The 19602-nt window shown below is 68.2% G+C and carries 15 protein-coding genes; 12 read left to right on the top strand and 3 right to left on the bottom strand.

What is annotated here, in order from left to right; genetic code table 11:
- Positions 1-66 precede the first annotated feature (66 nt).
- The 5 genes from MBR110_RS10875 (at position 67) to MBR110_RS10855 (ending at position 6302) form a co-directional block, all read left to right on the top strand.
- A complete protein-coding gene (locus MBR110_RS10875; RefSeq protein ID WP_059734085.1) occupies positions 67-1641 on the top strand; it encodes a sugar ABC transporter ATP-binding protein in 1575 nt (524 codons plus the stop codon).
- Between the two features lie 27 nt (positions 1642-1668).
- The gene (locus MBR110_RS10870) at positions 1669-2694 is read left to right on the top strand and encodes an ABC transporter permease (protein WP_014722872.1); all 1026 of its coding nucleotides are present in this window, start codon (positions 1669-1671) and stop codon (positions 2692-2694) included.
- Between the two features lie 128 nt (positions 2695-2822).
- On the top strand, positions 2823-3836 hold the full coding sequence (locus tag MBR110_RS10865) for a Gfo/Idh/MocA family protein (protein WP_011884463.1): 1014 nt from the start codon (positions 2823-2825) through the stop codon (positions 3834-3836).
- 151 nt (positions 3837-3987) lie between these two features.
- Entirely contained in the window at positions 3988-5160 is a 1173-nt protein-coding gene (locus MBR110_RS10860; protein WP_059734086.1) for a Gfo/Idh/MocA family protein, read from the top strand.
- A gap of 257 nt (positions 5161-5417) precedes the next feature.
- Positions 5418-6302 (top strand): MurR/RpiR family transcriptional regulator, encoded by an 885-nt coding sequence (locus MBR110_RS10855; RefSeq protein WP_014722874.1) that lies wholly within the window; start codon positions 5418-5420, stop codon positions 6300-6302.
- Between the two features lie 64 nt (positions 6303-6366).
- Here MBR110_RS10855 and MBR110_RS10850 read toward each other — a convergent pair whose 3' ends face one another.
- A complete protein-coding gene (locus MBR110_RS10850; protein WP_059734088.1) occupies positions 6367-7887 on the bottom strand; it encodes a CoA-acylating methylmalonate-semialdehyde dehydrogenase in 1521 nt (506 codons plus the stop codon).
- A 107-nt stretch (positions 7888-7994) separates the two neighbouring features.
- On the opposite strand from MBR110_RS10850, the gene MBR110_RS10845 reads away from it, so the two are divergent.
- The 7 genes from MBR110_RS10845 to MBR110_RS10815 all read left to right on the top strand — a co-directional run bounded on the left by MBR110_RS10845 (position 7995) and on the right by MBR110_RS10815 (position 15602).
- Positions 7995-8930 (top strand): LysR family transcriptional regulator, encoded by a 936-nt coding sequence (locus MBR110_RS10845; RefSeq protein ID WP_059734090.1) that lies wholly within the window; start codon positions 7995-7997, stop codon positions 8928-8930.
- Between the two features lie 441 nt (positions 8931-9371).
- Positions 9372-9599: a sulfurtransferase TusA family protein gene (locus MBR110_RS10840; RefSeq protein WP_006753156.1), complete on the top strand. Its 228-nt coding sequence runs from the start codon at positions 9372-9374 to the stop codon at positions 9597-9599.
- Positions 9600-9814: 215 nt separating this feature from the next.
- Positions 9815-10207, top strand: a complete 393-nt coding sequence (locus MBR110_RS10835; RefSeq protein ID WP_045579221.1) for a hypothetical protein — start codon at positions 9815-9817, stop codon at positions 10205-10207.
- A gap of 279 nt (positions 10208-10486) precedes the next feature.
- Positions 10487-11191, top strand: coding sequence for a response regulator transcription factor (locus MBR110_RS10830; protein ID WP_011884479.1), 705 nt, complete (start codon positions 10487-10489; stop codon positions 11189-11191).
- Between the two features lie 35 nt (positions 11192-11226).
- Positions 11227-12549 carry a FecR family protein gene (locus MBR110_RS10825; protein ID WP_045579220.1) on the top strand — a complete coding sequence of 441 codons (1323 nt, stop codon included), beginning with the start codon at positions 11227-11229 and terminating at the stop codon, positions 12547-12549.
- A gap of 10 nt (positions 12550-12559) precedes the next feature.
- The gene (locus tag MBR110_RS10820) at positions 12560-14947 is read left to right on the top strand and encodes a CHASE2 domain-containing protein (RefSeq protein ID WP_014722877.1); all 2388 of its coding nucleotides are present in this window, start codon (positions 12560-12562) and stop codon (positions 14945-14947) included.
- Between the two features lie 37 nt (positions 14948-14984).
- Positions 14985-15602: a DUF4136 domain-containing protein gene (locus MBR110_RS10815; protein ID WP_034193313.1), complete on the top strand. Its 618-nt coding sequence runs from the start codon at positions 14985-14987 to the stop codon at positions 15600-15602.
- Positions 15603-15651: 49 nt separating this feature from the next.
- On the opposite strand, the gene galU is transcribed toward MBR110_RS10815, so the two are convergent.
- Both galU and MBR110_RS10805 read right to left on the bottom strand, forming a co-directional pair.
- Positions 15652-16536, bottom strand: coding sequence for a UTP--glucose-1-phosphate uridylyltransferase GalU (gene galU / locus MBR110_RS10810; RefSeq protein ID WP_011884488.1), 885 nt, complete (start codon positions 16534-16536; stop codon positions 15652-15654).
- Between the two features lie 85 nt (positions 16537-16621).
- Positions 16622-19489, bottom strand: a complete 2868-nt coding sequence (locus tag MBR110_RS10805) for a valine--tRNA ligase (RefSeq protein ID WP_041493813.1) — start codon at positions 19487-19489, stop codon at positions 16622-16624.
- Positions 19490-19602 lie beyond the last annotated feature (113 nt).

Genomic DNA, 19602 nt, shown 5'->3' with positions numbered 1-19602 from the left:
GGTTTTTCCGCTGAATTGCGCGTGCCCGGCCGGTCCGGGCGCGCGTGCGACTTGCGAGGAACGTCCATGTTTACTGCCAGGATGGCGCGCTCGATGGCCAGCGAAAGCGCGCCGGCCGCGTCGGCGCCCGCATCGGCCGGGCCTGCTGCGGCCGCGTCCGACTGCCTGCTCGAAGTGCGCGGCGTCGGCAAGTCCTTTCCCGGCGTCGTCGCGCTCGACGGCGTGCAGTTCCGCGTGCGGCGCGGCACCGTGCATGCGCTGATGGGCGAGAACGGCGCGGGCAAGTCGACGCTGATGAAGATCATCGCCGGCGTCTACACGCCCGACCGCGGCGAGATCCTGATCGACGGCGAGCCGGTCGTGCTGAACGGGCCGCTCGATGCGCTCGAGCGCGGCATCGCGATGATCCATCAGGAACTGAACCTGATGCCGTACATGACGGTCGCGGAGAACATCTGGATCCGCCGTGAACCGAAGAACCGCTTCGGCCTGATCGATCACGCGGAGCTGCGCCGCCGCACGGCCGCGCTGTTCGAGCGGCTGTCGATCGACATCGACCCGGAAGCCGACGTGCGCACGCTGACCGTCGCGAGCCGGCAGATGGTGGAGATCGCGAAGGCCGTATCGTTCGACTCGGACGTGCTGATCATGGACGAGCCGACCTCCGCGCTGACCGACAAGGAGGTCACACACCTGTTCCGGATCATTCGGCAGCTGCGCGAGCAGGGCAAGGGCATCGTCTACATCACGCACAAGATGAACGAGCTGTTCGAGATCGCCGACGAGTTCTCGGTGTTCCGCGACGGCCGCTACATCGGCACGCACGCGTCGAGCGACGTCACGCGCGACGACATCATCAGGATGATGGTCGGCCGCGAGATCACGCAGATGTTTCCGAAGGAGACGGTGCCGATCGGCGACGTCGTGCTCGCGGTGAAGAACCTCGGCGTCGACGGCGTGTTCGGCGACGTCAGCTTCGAGCTGCGCGCGGGCGAGATTCTCGGCGTCGCGGGGCTGGTCGGCTCGGGCCGGTCGAACGTCGCCGAGGCGCTGTTCGGCGTCGTGCCGGCGACCTCCGGCGAGATCCTGATCGACGGCAAGCCGGTGCGCATCGCGACGCCCGCGCAGGCGATGAGGCACGGCATGGCGTTCCTCACCGAGGATCGCAAGGACAGCGGCTGCTTCCTCAATCTCGACCTGCTCGCGAACATGGAAGCGGCGGTGCTCAGCAACCGCTACGTGAAGTTCAATTTCGTGCAGCAGGCGCAACTGCGGCGCGACTGCGAGGAAATGAGCCGGATGCTGCGCGTGAAGGCGCCGGGGCTGCATGAGGAGATCCAGAACCTGTCGGGCGGCAACCAGCAGAAGGTGCTGATCGGCCGCTGGCTGTTGACGCAGCCGCGCATCCTGATCCTCGACGAGCCGACGCGCGGCATCGACGTCGGCGCGAAGGCCGAGATTCACCGGCTCGTCAGCGCGCTCGCCGCGAAGGGCGTCGCGGTGCTGATGATCTCGTCGGAAATGCCGGAGGTGCTCGGCATGAGCGATCGCGTGATGGTGATGCACGAAGGCCGGATGACCGGCATCGTCGAACGCAAGGACGCCGACCAGGTCCGCATCATGGACCTCGCGTCGCGCTGACCTGCAACCAAGCATGGAGACAAACAGATGGGCAACCTGAATCCGGTCGCGGACGCGCAGTCCATGACGATCAAGACGCGGCACGCGAAGTGGCCGCCCGAGCTGAGCATCTTCCTGGTGCTGGTGGGCATCAGCCTGTTCTTCGAGGTGATCGGCTGGCTCGTCGTCGGCCAGAGCTTCCTGTTCAACGCCGAGCGGCTCGAGATCATCGTGCTGCAGATGGCCGTGATCGGCATCATCGCGGTCGGCGTGAACCTCGTGATCATCACGAGCGGGATCGACCTGTCGTCGGGCTCGGTGGTCGCCGCGGCGGCCGTCGTGTCGGCGAGCCTCGCGCAGGTGTCGGACTTTCCGCGCGCCGTGTTCCCGCACCTCACCGACCTGCCGATCATCTGGCCGGTGCTCGCCGGCGTGTGCGTGGGGCTGCTGGTCGGCCTGCTGAACGGCTCGCTGATCGCGCTGACCGGCATCCCGCCGTTCATCGCGACGCTCGGCACGATGGTCGCCGCGCGCGGCTTCGCGAAGTGGTTCACCAACGGGATGCCGGTGTCGATGCTGACCGACCAGTTCGCGGCGATCGGCGCGGGCGCGAACCCGGTGATCATCTTCGTCGTGGTGGCCGCGATCTTCCACGTCGTGCTGCGCTACACGCGCTTCGGCAAGTACACGTATGCGATCGGCGCGAACCGCCACGCGGCCGTCGTGTCGGGCATCAACGTGACGCGCCATCTGGTGTTCGTCTATGCGATCGCGGGGCTGCTGAGCGGCATCGCCGGTACGGTGACGGCCGCGCGGGCGATCTCCGGGCAGTCGGGCATGGGCGTGATGTACGAGCTGGACGCGATCGCGGCCGTCGTGATCGGCGGCACGTCGCTGTCGGGCGGCCTCGGCCGCGTGACGGGCACCGTGATCGGCGTGCTGATCCTCGGCGTGATGACATCGGGCTTCACGTTCATCCGCATCGACGCGTACTACCAGGAGATGGTGAAGGGGGCGATCATCGTCGCGGCCGTGATCGCCGACCAGTATCGCAACAAGAAGTCGCGCCGCTGAACGGCGGCATGCGAGGCCGCATGCGTGCGCCGCGCTGCGCAACGGCTTCGGCGCGGCGCGCAGATCGACGATCGAACCGGCGCGGCACGGGCCGCGCCGTTGAACAACGATAGACCGGAGATAACAGGATGACCTTGCAAATCGGCGTGATCGGCTGCGGCGCGATCGGCCAGGACCATATCCGCCGGCTCACGCGCACGCTGTCCGGCGCGCGCGTGGTGGCCGTCAACGACATCGACCCGCAACAGGCGCGCGACGCCGTGACGAAGTACGGGCTCGACGCGGAGATCTACGGCGACGGTCACGACGTCGTCGCGGCCGCGGACGTGCAGGCGCTGCTCGTCACGTCGTGGGGGCCGACGCACGAGGCGTTCGTGCTCGACGCGATCGCGCACGGCAAGCCGGTGTTCTGCGAGAAGCCGCTCGCGGTGACGGCCGACGGCTGCATGCGCATCGTCGAAGCCGAAGTCGCGCACGGCAAGCGGCTCGTGCAGGTCGGCTTCATGCGGCCTTACGACGAAGGCTATCGCGCGCTCAAGCGCGTGATCGACAGCGGCGAGATCGGCGCGCCGCTGATGCTGCATTGCGCGCATCGCAACCAGTCGGTCGGCGAGCGCTATACCACCGACATGGCGATCACCGACACGCTGATCCACGAACTCGACGTGCTGCGCTGGCTGCTCGGCGAGGACTACGCGAGCGCGCAGGTCGTCTACCCGAAGAAGACGCGTCATGCGAGCGCGCATCTCGCCGATCCGCAGATCGTGCTGCTCGAAACCGTGAGCGGCGTGCGCATCGACGTCGAGATCTTCGTGAACTGCCAGTACGGCTACGACATCCAGTGCGAGGTGGTCGGCGAAAACGGCATCGCGAAGCTGCCCGATCCGCCGGCCGTCGGGCTCAAGCATGCGGCGCGGCAGTCGGTCGAGATCATGACCGACTGGAAGGAGCGCTTCATCGCGTCATACGACGTCGAGCTGCAGGCGTTCATCGACGGCGTGCGCGCAGGCGCGCTCACGGGGCCGTCCGCGTGGGACGGCTACGCGGCCGCGGTCGCGGCCGATGCGTGCGTGCGCGCGCAACGCAGCGCGGCGGTCGAGCCGATCGCGATGGCCGAGCGGCCGGCGTTTTATCGCGGCTGAGCGGTGGGGCGGCGCGGGCGTGACGGAGTGAGCGGCGTGCTGCCGCTGCGTCGATGTCGATGCAGACGTTGACGCGAGCGACTCGCGCCCGCAGTGTCGCGCCCGGCTCACCGCGCTTCAGCACAAGAACACGAACAGGAACACGACAATCATGATCGACGGACAGCTTGTGCTCGGCCATTCGATTCGCTGGGGCATGGTCGGCGGCGGGCTCGGCAGCCAGATCGGCTATAGCCATCGGTCGGCGGCGCTGCGCGACGGCAGCTTTCAACTGGTTGCGGGCGCATTCGATCTCGACGCGGCGCGCGGCCGGCAGTTCGGCGTGAAGCTCGGCGTCGACGCAGAGCGCTGCTATCCGGACTACCGGACGATGTTCGACGCGGAAGCGCAGCGCGCCGACGGCATCCGCGCGGTGTCGATCGCGACGCCGAACAACACGCACTTCGAGATCTGCCGGGCCGCACTGAACGCGGGGCTGCACGTGGTCTGCGAGAAGCCGCTGTGCTTCACGACCGACGAGGCGCAGGCGCTGCAGCGGCTGTCGGTCGAGCGCAACCGGATCGTCGGCGTCGCGTACGGCTATGCCGGCTACCAGATGATCGAGCAGGCGCGCGAGATGATTGCGCGCGGCGATCTCGGCGAGATCCGCATCGTGCAGATGCAGTTCGCGCACGGCTTTCACAGCGACGGCGTCGAAGCGGCGAGCGCGGCCGCGCGCTGGCGCGTCGACCCGAAGTTCGCCGGGCCGAGCTACGTGCTCGGCGACATCGGCACGCATCCGCTGTACCTGTCCGAAGTGATGGCGCCTGAGCTGAAGATTCGCCGGCTGATGTGTTCGCGGCAGAGCTTCGTGAAGAGCCGCGCGCCGCTCGAGGACAACGCGTTCACACTCATGGAGTACGACACCGGCGCGATCGGCTACGTGTGGTCGAGCGCGGTGAACGCGGGCTCGATGCACGGGCAGAAGGTGCGCGTGATCGGCTCGAAGGCGAGCGTCGAATGGTGGGACGAGCATCCGAACCAGTTGCGCCATGAAGTCCAGGGGCAGCCAGCGCAGCTGCTCGATCGTGCAATGGGCTATCTGCATCCGCACGCGTTACGCGAAGACCGCATCGGCGCCGGGCACCCGGAAGGGCTGTTCGACGCGTGGTCGAACCTGTATGCGCGTTTCGCGCTCGCGATGGACGCGACCGATCGCGGCGATGCGCAGACGTTGCGGCAGATTCGTTTTCCGGACGTCCATGCGGGCGTCGAAGGCGTGCGGTGGGTCGAGAACTGCGTGCGCTCCGCCGACGCGGGCGGCGTGTGGGTCGACTATCGTTGAGCGGGGGCTTGTGCTGTCCGTGCAGGCGGCAGGTCGGTAAACGCCCCGATCTTTACGCGCTGGCGCTGGCGTTGGACAATCGTTTCGAACGACGCCGCCGGTCGCAGGCAGCAGACGATCGAGCGCGTGGGAGCGGGCGTGCGGCGCGGCCCGTGCCGCAAACGTGATTAAATTCGCCCTTCATGCAGGTATTCAGTGAAGCCCCGGGCCGCGTGCGCAAGCCGCGCGCATCGGGGCCGTCAACTTCGCGCCATCCGATGACTTCATCCGAGAAACCTCCCGCCACCGTCGAGCAGTTCATGCAGCATCTGACGCAGGAATACGACGGCCTCAGCAATCGCCTGAAGGCGATCGCGCGTCATGTGGAAACGCATCGGGACCAGCTTGGGCTCGAAGGCATCCAGTCGCTTGCGCAGGCGTGCGGCGTGCAGCCGTCGGCCGTCGTGCGCTTCGCGAAGCACTTCGGCTTCTCCGGCTTCTCCGAGATGCAGCGGCTGTTTCGCGAGGGGCTCGCGCAGCAGATCGCGCCGGGCCGCGCGTACAACCTGCGCGTGCGCGACGTGATCGAATCGGGCTCGTCGAGCCTGCAGCCCGAGCAGATCGCCGACGAGTTCATCAAGGGCAGCATTGCCGGGATGCAGCAGCTGCGGCAGACGCTCGATCCGCAGGCGCTCGCGCAGGCCGTCGAGCTGCTCGCCGACACGCAGGCGATCTGGATCGCCGGCTCGCGCCGCGCGTTTCCGATCGCCGTCTATCTCGACTACGCGCTGCAGCACACCGACAAGCGCATCGGGCTGTTCAGCGCGCTCGGCAGCATGCATCTCGGCCAGATCCGCTCGGTGCGCGAAGGCGACGTGATGATCGTGATCTCGTTCATGCCGTATGCGGAGGAGACGGTGCAAGTCGCCCAGGAGGCCGTCCAGCGCGGCGCGCGCGTGATCGCGATCACCGACAGCCGGATGAGCCCGCTCGCGCGCGACGCCGAGGTCACGCTGATGGTGCAGGACAGCGCGACGTTCGGCTTTCGCGCGCTGACCGCGACGATGGGCCTCGCCCAGAGCCTGTTCGTCGCGCTCGCGTACCGGCTCGAGCTGTCGTACCGGCCGACCGCCGACGGCGCGCACGGCACGAAGGCCGGTTGAGTCCGACTGCCGGTGCGCCGCGCGCCGTCCGCCGGACGCAGCGGCGCAGGGCGCACCGGCCGGCTTACTTCGCGGTCGGCATCGCGAATTCGGCGCCCTTGCCGATGCTCGACGCCCAGCGCTGCATCACCGACTTCTGGCGCGTATAGAAGCGCACGCCTTCTTCGCCATAAGCATGCATGTCGCCGAACAGGCTCTTCTTCCAGCCGCCGAAGCCGTGCCACGCCATCGGCACTGGAATCGGCACGTTGATGCCGACCATGCCGACCTGGATGCGCCGCGCGAATTCGCGCGCGATGCCGCCGTCGCTCGTGAAGCATGCGACGCCGTTGCCGAATTCGTGCGCGTTGATCAGGTCGACCGCCGCGCCGAAGTCCTTCACGCGCACGCAGCCGAGCACCGGCCCGAAGATCTCTTCCTTGTAGATGCGCATGTCGGGCGTCACGTGATCAAACAGCGTGCCGCCGGTGAAGAAGCCTTGCTCGCGGCCCGGCACGCGCAGCCCGCGGCCGTCGACCACCAGTTGCGCGCCTTCGCTGACGCCTTGCTCGATGTAGCCTTCGATGCGCTTGAGCGCTTCGCCGGTGACGATCGGGCCCATCTCGACTTCGGGCGACATGCCGTCGCCGATCACGAGCTTGCGCGCCCGCTCCGCGACGGCCGGCACGATCCGGTCGGCCACGTCGCCGACCAGCACCGCGATGCTGATCGCCATGCAGCGTTCGCCGGCCGAGCCGTAGGCGGCGCCGATCAGCGCGTCGACGGCCTGCTCGAGGTTCGCATCGGGCATCACGACGAGATGGTTCTTCGCGCCGCCGAGCGCCTGCACGCGCTTGCCCGACTGCACCGCGCGCTGCTGCACGTAGGCCGCGATCGGCGTCGAGCCGACGAAGCTGACGGCCTGCACGTCCGGATGATCGAGCAGCGCGTCGACCGCGCCCTTGTCGCCCTGCACAACGTTGAACACGCCAGCGGGCAGGCCGGCCTGGGTGAGCAGATCGGCCATGAACAGCGCGGCCGACGGATCGCGTTCGCTCGGCTTCAGCACGAACGTGTTGCCCGTCGCGAGCGCGACCGGGAACATCCAGCACGGCACCATGCACGGGAAGTTGAACGGCGTGATGCCGGCGACCACGCCGAGCGGCTGGCGCATCGTCCAGTTGTCGATGCCGGTGCTGACCTGGTCGGTGAAGTCGCCCTTGAGCAACTGCGGCACGCCGCAGGCGAATTCGATGATGTCGATGCCGCGCGCGACTTCGCCCTGCGCATCGGAGAACACCTTGCCGTGCTCGGCCGTGATGGTTGCCGCGAGCGTGTCGCGGTGCTCGTTCATCAGCTGCAGGAAGCGATGCAGCACGCGCGCGCGGCGGATCGGCGGCGTCGCGGCCCACTCCGGGAACGCGGCGTGGGCCGAAGCGACGGCGCGCTGCACTTCGTCGCCGTCGGCGAGCGCGACGCGGCGCACCGCGCGGCCGAGCGCCGGGTTGAGGACGTCCTGGAAGCGGCCGCTGCGGCCGGCGACGGGCGCGCCGTCGAGGTAGTGGCCGACGTCGGCGTCGGACGTGTAGGCGGGAACCGGGTTCATCGTGTCTCCTGGGGGATGGGGGTACGACGGCTAGTCTAGGCAAAGCGGCGGGGCGGGAGAAGGCCGCGAAACTTGATTCACTGTTCAGAATTCTGAATAATCGGCGGATGAATCAGCAAAATGTTCAGACGCTCTGGCCGCATATCCATTCGTTGACGGTGCTGGCCGCGGCCGGCAGTTTCACGGCCGCCGCGCAGCGGCTCGGCATCAGCAAGGCCGCGATGAGCCAGCGCATCGCCGATCTCGAGAAGGCGGCCGGCGTGCCGCTTGTGCGGCGCACGACGCGCAGCGTGCGGCTCACCGACGCCGGGCAGACGCTGGTCGACAGCACGCGCGACGCGTTCGAATCGATCGGCCAGCACTTCGCGCGCGTGAAGGACTTGGCGGGCGAGCCGCGCGGCCTGCTGCGCGTGACCGCGCCGGTCGCGCTTGGGCGTCAGCAGGTCGTGCCGCACCTGCCCGATTTTCTGCGGCAACATCCGGGCGTGCAGATCGAGCTCGACCTGTCCGACCGGCTGCATTCGCTGACGCAGGAGGGCTTCGACCTCGCGATCCGCCACACCACGACCGCGCCGCAGACGCACGTGGCGTGGAAGCTGTGCGACACGCGCTCGCTGCTGGTCGCGAGCCGCGACTACCTCGATGCGCGCGGCGCGCCGCGCCATCCGTCCGAACTGGTCGATCACAGCTGCCTGTGCTACCTGCGCGACAACGAGCCGGCCGCGTGGAGCTTCGAGCCGCACGGCCGGCGTCGGCAGCGCGTGAGCGTGCCGGTGCGCGGCAGTTTCGCGGCGAACAACAGCGAGGCGATGCGCGAGGCGGCGCTCGGCGGCCTCGGCATCGCGCTGCTGCCGGATTTCAGCGCGCAGCGCGACCTCGACGCCGGCCGGCTCGTCGCGCTGCTCGACGGCTGGCGGCCGTCGGGCGCGTTCGGCGACCACATCTTCGCGATCCGGCCGTACAGCGCGGTCGTGCCGAGCGCGGTGCGCGCGCTGGTGCGGCACCTGCGCGAGCGGCTCGCGGGCGGATTCGGCGGCGCTTGAGGGGCGATCGGGTCGGGCCGTCGCCGGGCAGCCGGTGAGCATTCGGCGGCATACCGACGACCAACCGACGACCAACCGACGACCAGCCGACGACCAGCCGACGACCAACCGACGACCAACCGACGACCAACCGACGACCAACCGACGACCAACCGACGACCAACCGACGACCAGCCGACGACCAGCCGACGACCAGCCGACCACCAGCCGACCACCAGCCGACCACCAGCCAACCACCAGCCAACGGCCAACCGACGTGCATTCGACGGCCAATCGACCACCGACCGACAAGACCCTCGACAGCCACCCGCCAAACCCCCATCACCCCCACACCGCGCGAGCGCCCATTGCCGCCCCCCGCAGGCGCCCACGCGCGCGCTGCGGTAAAATCGCCGCTTCCTCCCGCGCCCGTGTGGCGCGTCATTCGAAGGTCGACAGCCGATGCAGATTCACAAGGAAGTGGACGCGCGCGGGCTCAACTGCCCGTTGCCGATCCTGCGCGCGAAGAAAGCGCTCGCCGATATGGAAAGCGGGCAGATCCTCAAGGTGCTCGCCACCGACCCGGGCTCGCAGCGCGATTTCGCCGCGTTTGCGAAGCAGACCGGCAACGAGATCGTCGAAGTGACGACGCAGGACAAGACTTTCGTGTTCCTGATGCGCCGCCGTTGACGGCCGCACATCACGCGCCTCTCACGGCATCCGGGGCGGGCGATGCGCCCGCATCTCGCCGTCTCTGACAATTCTTAAACCTCGTCCCGCGGCCGTCTGCGTATACTGGCGCGGCCGGTCGTCCGTCTCGGACCGATGCACCGGCCGCGGTACGTCATACGAGGCAGGCACGGGGGCCATGCCCGACGCGACCGTCGTACCAACGGGGAAAGGACATGTCCTTCAGACCAGGGGCCATTCGCAGTCCATCCGGTTCGGAACGCAGCGCGCCGGAGTCGAGCCGGATCGAGCTCGACCCGCGCCGGGATCGCCACGCGCGTGCCGCGCTGGAGGCGTATGCCGATTCGGCCGCAGCCGAGATGCCATGGCTTGCCGAATCGCTCGACCAACAACTACGCGACGCCGCACGCGGCGATCACACGGGCGCAACGTATTGCGGCGCGACGATCGAACGCGTGTTCGAGCTCGCGCACGCGTGGGCAGCGGGGCAGCCCGACTATGCATCGACGGCTTGGGAGCGCGTGCGCGCGCAGCTGCAACGGATGCTGCAGGAGCCGGCGCCGGGCGCGCCAGCCGCGCCGGCCGCCCACATGGCGGGCGCCGATTAGCCGGTTCACCGACTGATTGCGCGAGCGGGCGCGCAGAACGATTATTCGAATAATGGGCCGTGGGCCGCGCAATTTCCCGGCAGATTTCGTACTACTATGACGAAATCGCCGATTGGTCCGCGCCCCATTTTCGAGATGGCGGGCAAGGCGACGCGTCTCGCGCGTTGCGCGGGCGGTCAACGGCGGTTCGCCGGCCGGAGTCCGAAGTCGCGTGTGCTACGCGGCGGGCTGAACGTGCAGAGCCGGGCTGGACGAACCGATTTGGATTTGCGGGGTGTTATGAGAATTGCTGTACTGGATGACGATCCGGCCCAGACGGATTTTGTCAGTCAAACGCTGACGGCCGCCGGCCACACGTGCTACGCGTTCAAGGAAGGCAAGGCTCTGAAGAAGCGTCTGCAGCGAGAGACGTTCGATCTGCTCGTGCTCGACTGGAACGTGCCGGACATGTCGGGTGAGGAAGTGCTCAAGTGGGTGCGCGAGAATCAGACCGAGCACACGCTGCCGATCATCTTCATGACGAGCCGCGACGACGAAGCCGGCATCACGCAAATTCTCAACGCGGGCGCCGACGATTACGTGGTCAAGCCCGTGTCGGGCCCGATCCTGCGCGCGCGCATCGGCTCGCTGCTGCGCCGCGCGTATCCGGTCAATGCCGAGGCGGCCATACGCGAATTCGACCAGTTCCGCTTCGACGTGAACCTGAAGCAGGCCTACGCGGGCGACAAGCCCGTGAGCCTCACGCAGAAGGAGTTCGAGCTGGCGCTGCTGCTGTTCCAGCACCTCGACCGGCCGCTGTCGCGCGCGCACATTCTCGATCTCGTCTGGAAGCAGGCGACCGACATTCCGTCGCGTACGATGGACACCCACATCTCGATGCTGCGCACGAAGCTCGGCCTGCGGCCGGAAAACGGCTACCGGCTCGCGCCGATTTACGGCTACGGCTACCGGCTCGAACGCGTCGGTCACGGAGAACCGGAGTGATCGCACGCATCCCGCAGCGCCCCGCGAGCGGGCGCATGACCGCATTGCGCGTCGCCGGTGCGCTCGCGTTCGCCGTCGCCGCGCACCAGGCTGCCGCGCAGCCGAGCGCCGCGACGGGCAAGACGGTCGTCTACCGCACGCAAGCCGGCGACACGCTCTACGACGTCGCCACGCGTTACCTGCAAGGGCCGGACGACTGGCAACTGCTGCAACGGATCAACCACGTGCCGGCACCGAAGCATCTGCAGCCGGGCACCGCGTTGAAGCTGCCGGTCGTGCGGCTGCGCAAGGAAAAGCTGACCGCGCGCATCGTGGCGGTGCAGGGCAGCGCGCAGCGCTGGTCCGGCGGCGCGTATGCGCCGCTGGCGAACAACACGACACTCGCCGAGGGCGAGCGCGTGCGCACCGGCGCCAACGGCTTCGTGACGCTCGAACTCGCGGACGGCACGCACATGAGCCTGCCGCCCGACAGCCAGCTCGAGTTGAAGACGCTGCGTCGCACCGTGCTGACGGGCATGCTCGATCGCGTGTTCGAACTCACGCGCGGCGAGGTGGACAGCGAGGTCACGCATCTGAAGAAACGCGACGACCGCTTCCAGATCCGTTCGCCGTCGGTGGTGGCCGGCGTGCGCGGGACGCGCTTTCGCGTGAACTACGACGCCGACGGCAATGCGGCCACGCGCGTCGAAGTGCTCGACGGCACGGTCGGCGTCGCGGGCAAGCAGCAACTGGCCGACGCCACGCTCGTGCATGCCGACTTCGGCAGCGTCGCGACGTCGTCAGGCACGGTCGGCGCGCCGATCCCGCTGCTGCCGGCGCCGGCGCTCGCCCATCCGGACAAGGTGCAGGACGAGCCGGACATCGCGTTCGACGTCGTCCCGCTCGAGCATGCGAACGCGTATCACCTGCAGCTCGGGCGCGACGCGGGGATGCTCGACCTGTTCAGCGAAACGCGCACCGTCTCGACGCGCGCGGTGTTCCGTGAGGTGCCGAACGGCACGTACTTCGTGCGCGTCGCCGCGATCGACGACAACGGCCTCGAAGGCACGCCGCACATCTACGCGTTCGAGCGGCGCCGGATGGGGCTCGACGCGAGCGCGTCGCCCGGCCCGAGCGGGTATGAGTTCCGCTGGGCGGCCGACGGCTCGGGCGACGACGCGCGCTATCGCTTCGTGCTGTCGCGCTCGAAGGATCTGAGCGCACCCGTGGTCGACGAGATGGGCCTGCAGGCGCGTCGAATCAACGTCGAGCACCTGCCGCCCGGCGACTACTACTGGGCGGTGACGGTCGAGGCGTTCGACGGCGGCAAGTTCTATCAGAAGACCAGTCCGGTCAGCGCGTTCACCTTGTCGCGCTGATCCGCAGCGCATGAAGCACGGCTCCGTTTCTCCGCTGCGGCATCTCGGCCGCCGCTTCCTGATCGAATGGATCGCGATCGGCTGTCTCGGCATCGCGGTGGTCCTCGGGTGCGCGCTCGGCCGGCTGTCGTCGGATGTCGACGGGCTGATCTACGACCGGCTGCTGATGTTGCGCAGCCTGCCGCTGTCGCCCGACGTCGTCGTGGTCGACATCGACAATGCGAGCGTGTCGGCGCTCGGCCGCTGGCCGTGGCCGCGCAGCGTGCACGCGCGGCTGCTCGACACGCTGGCGCGCGCGCGGCCGGCCGCGGTCGTCTACGACGTGCTGTTTACCGAGCCGTCGCCCGACGATCGCGCGTTCTCCGATGCGATGACCCGCGTGCCGACCTTCCTGCCCGTGTTGCTGAGCCCCGAGCGCGCGGACGGCACGCGCACCGTCGAACCGCCGGTCACGGAACTCGCGGCGCACGCGATGGGCCTCGGCCATATCAATCTCGAAGTCGATCCCGACGGCATCGTGCGCAGCGTCGCGCTGTTCGAAAGCGATGGACGCGTGCGTTGGCCGCAATTGATGGTGCCGGTGTACGGCGCGATCCGGGCCGGCCGCCTGCCGCCGCTCGGCGGCGCACGCGGCGCGAACGTGCACGACCTCGCGCGCGACGCGGCGGACGAAGGCCGTTACCTGATTCCGTTCAGCCGCAGCACGCCCGCGTATCCGACGCTGTCGTTCGCCGACGTGCTCGACGGCCGCGTGAAAGCCGACGCGCTGCGCGGCAAGATCGTCGTCGTCGGCGTGACCGCGTCGGGCCTGTACGACCGCTTCGCGACGCCGGTGTCCGGCGATTTCGGCCCGCTCGCGGGCGTGTACATCCACGCGAACGTGCTCGACATGCTGGCGACCGGCAGCGCGATCCTGCCGGCGTCGCGCGCGGGGCTGTTCGCCGCGTCGCTGCTGCCGCTCGCCGTGCTGCTGGGCGGCTTCCTGATGCTGTCGCCGTGGCGTGCGCTGCTGCTCACGCTGAGCCTCGCCGCGCTGGCGGTCGTCGCGAGCGTCGCACTGCTGTTCGAGGCGCGCGTGTGGCTGTCGCCCGCGCCCGCGATCTTCGGCCTGATCGCCGTGTACCCGATCTGGAACTGGCGGCGGCTCGAGATGACGATGTCGTATCTGCGCCGCGAACTGCAGCGGCTCGCCGACGAGCCGCATCTGCTGCCCGAGGCGCCGCGCAAGCGCAGCGTCGGCGGCGACGTGCTCGAACGGCAGATGGCGCTGATGGCGCAGGCCGCGCAGCGCGTGCAGGACATGAAGCGCTTCGTGTGGGACAGCCTGGACAGCATGCCGGAGCCGATCTTCGTCACCGATCTGGCCGGCACCGTGCTGATCGCGAACCACGCGGCGAAGCGCTACGCGGCGCGCCTGTCGCTGCCGATGCCGGAAGGGCTGACGCTGCGCGCCGCGCTCGGCGAGCTGACCTTCATGAAGACGGTCGACGGCAACGCCGAGCACGACGCCGCGATCCGCGCCCGCTGGCCGGCCGCGCTCGACCCGACGCTCGGCGCCGAGGACGACCTGATGGCGCGCGGCATCGAGGTGCGCGACCGAGCCGGGCTCGACCATCTGCTGCGCTACGCGCCGTGTACGAACGCGCAGGGCCGTGTGACCGGCTGGATCGCCGGTCTCGTCGACGTGACCGAGCTGCATGCGGCCGAGCGTCAGCGCGAGGAGGCGCTGCACCTGCTGTCGCACGACATGCGCTCGCCGCAGTCGTCGATCCTCGCGCTGGTCGAGATCGAGCGCGACCGCGTCGAATCCGAGTCGATGCGCACCTTGCTCGCGCGGGTCGAGCGCTATGCGCAGCGCGCGTTGTCGCTCGCCGACGAGTTCGTGCAGCTCGCGCGCGCCGAGTCGCAGGCCTACCAGCTCGAGCCGACGAGCCTCGCCGACGTGCTGATCGACGCGTGCGACGAAGTCTGGCCGCAGGCGCAGGCCAAGCGCATCCGCATCGATACCGACGTCGGCACCGGCATGTACTGGATGCGCGCGGACCGGTCGCTGCTTACGCGCGCGTTCGTCAACCTGCTCAACAACGCGGTCAAATACAGTCCGACCGACACGGCGATCACGTGTACGCTGACGGTCGAGCACGCATCGAAGCGGATGTTCTGTACGATTCGCGATCAGGGCTACGGCATCTCGCCGGAAGATCAGCGGCATCTGTTCGAGCGTTTCAAACGATTCCATGCCGGCGAGCGGCCCGAGATCTCGGGCTCCGGGCTCGGCATGGCGTTCGTGAAGACGGTCGTCACGCGCCACGGCGGCAGCGTGACGGTCGACAGCGAAGTGGGCGTCGGCACCGCGGTCACGGTGTCGCTGCCCGCGATCGACGAGCCGTCGGCCTGACAGGGCCGGGCGCGACGGCTGGCATTTGGGGATAGTCATGAGAAAGGAATGGGCAGCGGCCGCGCTGGCGGTAGCGCTGTTGACCGGTTGCGCCGGGATCACGACCGGCGTGAGCGCCGTGGGGCAAGCGGATGCGTTCGCGTCCGGGGCGCGCGGCTACGAGGTGATCCGCGCCGGCGCACAGGCCGACGATCCGGAGTACCGACAGATCGAGACGCTCGTGCGCGATGCGCTCGCGCAGCGCGGCTTCGACGCACAGTCCGGGCAGGACGCCCGCTACCGGCTGTCGATCGCCTATGCGACGCAGCCGGCGTCGGTCGCGGCGACGTCCGAGCGGTGCGGCGCCGCGAGCAGCCGTGCGTGCGTGAGCGTCGACGGGCCGGCGCCGCTCGCGATCCCGTTCGCGGGCGCGGTGTATCGCCACGTGCTGACGCTGCTGTTCGTCGACGCGCGATCGGGCGCGGACGTGTACCGCGTGTCGGCGTCGCTGCGCGATCGCGATGCCGGTTCGCAGCACGCCGCGCCTGCGCTCGTGACGAGCGCGCTGGCGAAGCTGCCGTTCGGGCAGGGCGGCGGCTGGCTCGTGAAGACGAAAAAAGACGACGCGGGCGCAATGCCGGGCGTCGTCTCGGTGAAGCCGGCCGCCGCGCGCTGACGCGCGGGCGGCTCGGGAACTGCGGGCCGCGCGCGGCCCGTTGCCGCGTTCAGGCGGCCGGTTGCGCGGTGCCGCGCGTGCGCAGGTACGCTTCGAACTCCGCGCCGACTTCCGGGTGGCGCAGTGCGAATTCGACGGTCGCCTTCAGGTAGCCGAGCTTGCTGCCGCAGTCGTAGCGCGTGCCCTGATACTTGTAGGCCAGCACCTGCTCGTCGGCGAGCAGCGCCTGGATCGCGTCGGTGAGCTGCAGCTCGCCGCCCGCGCCCGGCTTCAGCGCCCGCAGATGCTGGAAGATCCGCGGCTTCAGGATGTAGCGGCCGACCACGCCGAGGTTCGACGGCGCGTCTTCCGGCGCCGGCTTCTCGACGATCGCCGACATCTTGACGATCGACTCTTCCCACTCCTTGCCGTCGACGATCCCATACGATTTCGTCTCCGACGGCGGGATCTCTTCGACGCCGATCACCGAGCTGTGATAGTGGTCGAACACGTCGACCATCTGCTTCATCACCGGCGGGTTGCCGTCGAGCAGGTCGTCGGCGAGGATCACCGCGAACGGATTGTCGGCGACCAGCTTTTCCGCGCAGAGCACCGCGTGGCCGAGGCCGAGCGCTTCCGGCTGACGCACGTAGAAGCAGTCGACGTGGCTCGGCTTGATGCTGCGCACGAGCTCCAGCAGCTTTTCCTTGCCGCGCGCCTCGAGTTCGGCCTCGACCTCGTACGACTTGTCGAAGTGGTCCTCGATCGCGCGCTTGCTGCGCCCCGTCACGAAGATCATCTCGGTGATGCCCGCGGCGATCGCTTCCTCCACGGCGTACTGGATCAGCGGCTTGTCGACGACGGGCAGCATTTCCTTCGGGCTCGCCTTCGTTGCGGGCAGGAACCGCGTGCCGAGACCGGCAACGGGGAATACCGCCTTGGTGACTTTCAACATGATCGAACCTTTATTCCTGTAATCGACTTGTCAGAGTCTATGTTCACGTTCCGATTATAGTGAACGCAAACGACCTTACCCTTTGTTACGCAGGCAACCGATCCAGCTGCGCACGCAGCTTGTCCAGCGTGCTCTGGAACTCCGCGACGCGTCGCTGTTCCTGTTCGACGACGGCCGGCGGCGCCTTCGCGACGAACGCCTCGTTGCCGAGCTTCGCGTTGCACTTCGTGATTTCGCCGCTGAGACGCGCGATTTCCTTCGACAGGCGCTCGCGTTCTGCCGCGACGTCGATTTCCACCTTCAGCACCAGCTTGTTGGGGCCGACGATCGCGATCGGCGCGCCGTGCGCGGCCTGGTCGAGCGTCGCCTCGTCGGCGAGGATCTGCACTTCCGACAGACGCGCGAGCGCCTGCACGTACGGCGCGAACGAGCGCAGGCGCTCGGCGTCGCCGGCCGCGAGCAGCGGCACCTTGGTCGCCGGCGACAGGTTCATCTCGCCGCGCAAGTTGCGGCACGCGTCGACGATCGCCTTCATGTCGGCCGCCCATTGTTCGGACGCCTCGTCGATCTTCTGCAGGTTCGCGAGCGGATACGCCTGCGTCATCAGCGATGCCTCGCCGTCGGCCTTGCCTTGCGGATAACGGCCCGCGAGCGGCGCGACCTTCTGCCACAGCGCTTCGGTGATGAACGGGATGATCGGGTGGGCGAGGCGCAGCACCGTCTCGAGCACGCGCAGCAGCGTGCGGCGCGTCGCGCGCTGCTGTTCCGGCGTGCCGTTCTGGATCTGCACCTTCGCGAGCTCGAGATACCAGTCGCAGTACTCGTCCCACACGAACTTGTAGATGCTGGTCGCGATGTTGTCGAAGCGGTAATCGGCGAAGCCCTTCGCGATGTCGGCCTCGGTACGCTGCAGCAGCGACACGATCCAGCGGTCGGCCGCCGAGAAGTCGAGGTAGCCGCCGGGGCCGCAGTCGCCCGCGCCGCACACTTCGGGCTTGTCGGCGCCGCAGTCGTGGCCTTCGCAGTTCATCAGCACGAAGCGCGTCGCGTTCCACAGCTTGTTGCAGAAGTTGCGATAGCCTTCGCAGCGCGCGAGGTCGAAGTTCACGTTGCGGCCGAGCGTCGCCATCGACGCCATCGTGAAGCGCAGCGCGTCGGTGCCGAACGCGGGAATGCCGTCCGGGAATTCCTTGCGCGTCTTCTTCTCGATGGTGGCGGCCTGCTTCGGGTTCATCAGGCCCGTCGTGCGCTTCGCGACCAGCGTTTCGAGGTCGATGCCGTCGACGATGTCGATCGGGTCGAGCGTGTTGCCCTTGCTCTTCGACATCTTCTGGCCTTCGGCGTCGCGCACGAGGCCGTGCACGTACACCGTATGGAACGGCACCTTGCCGGTGAAGTGCGTCGTCATCATCACCATCCGGGCGACCCAGAAGAAGATGATGTCGAAGCCGGTGACCAGCACCGACGACGGCAGGAAGTGCTGCAGCTCCGGCGTCTGGTTCGGCCAGCCGAGCGACGAGAACGGCACGAGCGCCGACGAGAACCACGTGTCGAGCACGTCCTCGTCGCGCTTGAGCGCGCCGGTGTAGCCGCGCGCGGCGGCCTGCGCGCGCGCGTCGTCCTCGTTGCGGGCGACGAACACCTCGCCGTTCTCGCCGTACCACGCGGGAATCTGATGGCCCCACCACAGCTGGCGCGAGATGCACCAGTCCTGGATGTTTTCCAGCCACTGGTAGTAGGTGGTCGTCCAGTTTTCCGGCACGAACTTGATCTGGCCGCTGCGCACGACGTCGAGCGACGTTTCGGTGATCGACTTGCCCGGATTGAACGTGCCTTCCGGCGCCGGCTTCGTCATCGCGACGAACCACTGATCGGTCAGCATCGGCTCGATCACGACGCCCGTGCGGTCGCCGCGCGGCACCATCAGCTTGTGCGGCTTCACCGACTCGAGGAAGCCCTGTGCGTCGAGATCGGCGACGATCGCCTTGCGCGCGTCGAAACGGTCGAGGCCGCGATACTGCTCGGGGGCGTTGTCGTTGATCTTCGCGTCGAGCGTGAGGATCTCGATCGGCGCGAGGTTGTGGCGCAGGCCGACCTGGTAGTCGTTGAAGTCGTGCGCGGGCGTGACCTTCACGACGCCCGTGCCGAATTCGCGGTCGACGTAGTCGTCGGCGATCACCGGGATTTCGCGGCCGGTCAGCGGCAGCGTGACGAGCTTGCCGATCAGGTGCGCATAGCGCTCGTCTTCCGGATGGACCATCACGGCGACGTCGCCGAGCATCGTTTCGGGGCGCGTGGTCGCGACGGTCAGCGTGCCGGAGCCGTCGACGAGCGGGTAGCGGATGTGCCACAGATGGCCGTTTTCTTCCTCGCTCGCGACTTCGAGGTCCGATACCGCGGTGAGCAGCACCGGATCCCAGTTCACCAGGCGCTTGCCGCGGTAGATCAGCCCTTGTTCGTAGAGCGTGACGAACACGTCGCGCACCGCGGCCGACATCTTGTCGTCCATCGTGAAATATTCGCGCGACCAGTCGGTCGACGCGCCGAGGCGGCGCACCTGGCCCGTGATCGTCGAGCCGGATTTCTCCTTCCATTCCCACACGCGCTCGACGAACTTCTCGCGACCGAGGTCATGGCGCGACACGCCCTGCGCATCGAGCTGACGCTCGACGACGATCTGGGTCGCGATCCCCGCGTGGTCGGTGCCCGGCACCCACAGCGTGTTCTCGCCGAGCATGCGGTGATAGCGCGCGAGGCCGTCCATGATCGTCTGGTTGAACGCGTGGCCCATGTGCAGCGTGCCGGTGACGTTCGGCGGCGGCAGCTGGATCGCGAAATCGGGGCGGGCCGGATCGAATGCCGGCGCGGCATAGCCGCGTTTTTCCCACTCCGGCCCCCATTGGGACTCGATGGTATGGGGCTCGAAACTCTTCGCCAGCGTGTTGTCGCTCATGGTTGGAAATTTGCCGAAAAATGCGTGAATTGGATGCTGAATCCGACAATTATAAATGGATGCACATCGGCCAGCCATCGCAGCGCCCGCGCGGGACGCGCGCATGCTCGCCC

It is taken from the genome of Burkholderia sp. MBR-1, assembly GCF_013822785.1.
GTDB lineage: Bacteria > Pseudomonadota > Gammaproteobacteria > Burkholderiales > Burkholderiaceae > Burkholderia > Burkholderia vietnamiensis.
Note: the sequence above shows the minus strand (reverse complement) of the source record. Positions and strands in the feature narration are given on the sequence as shown.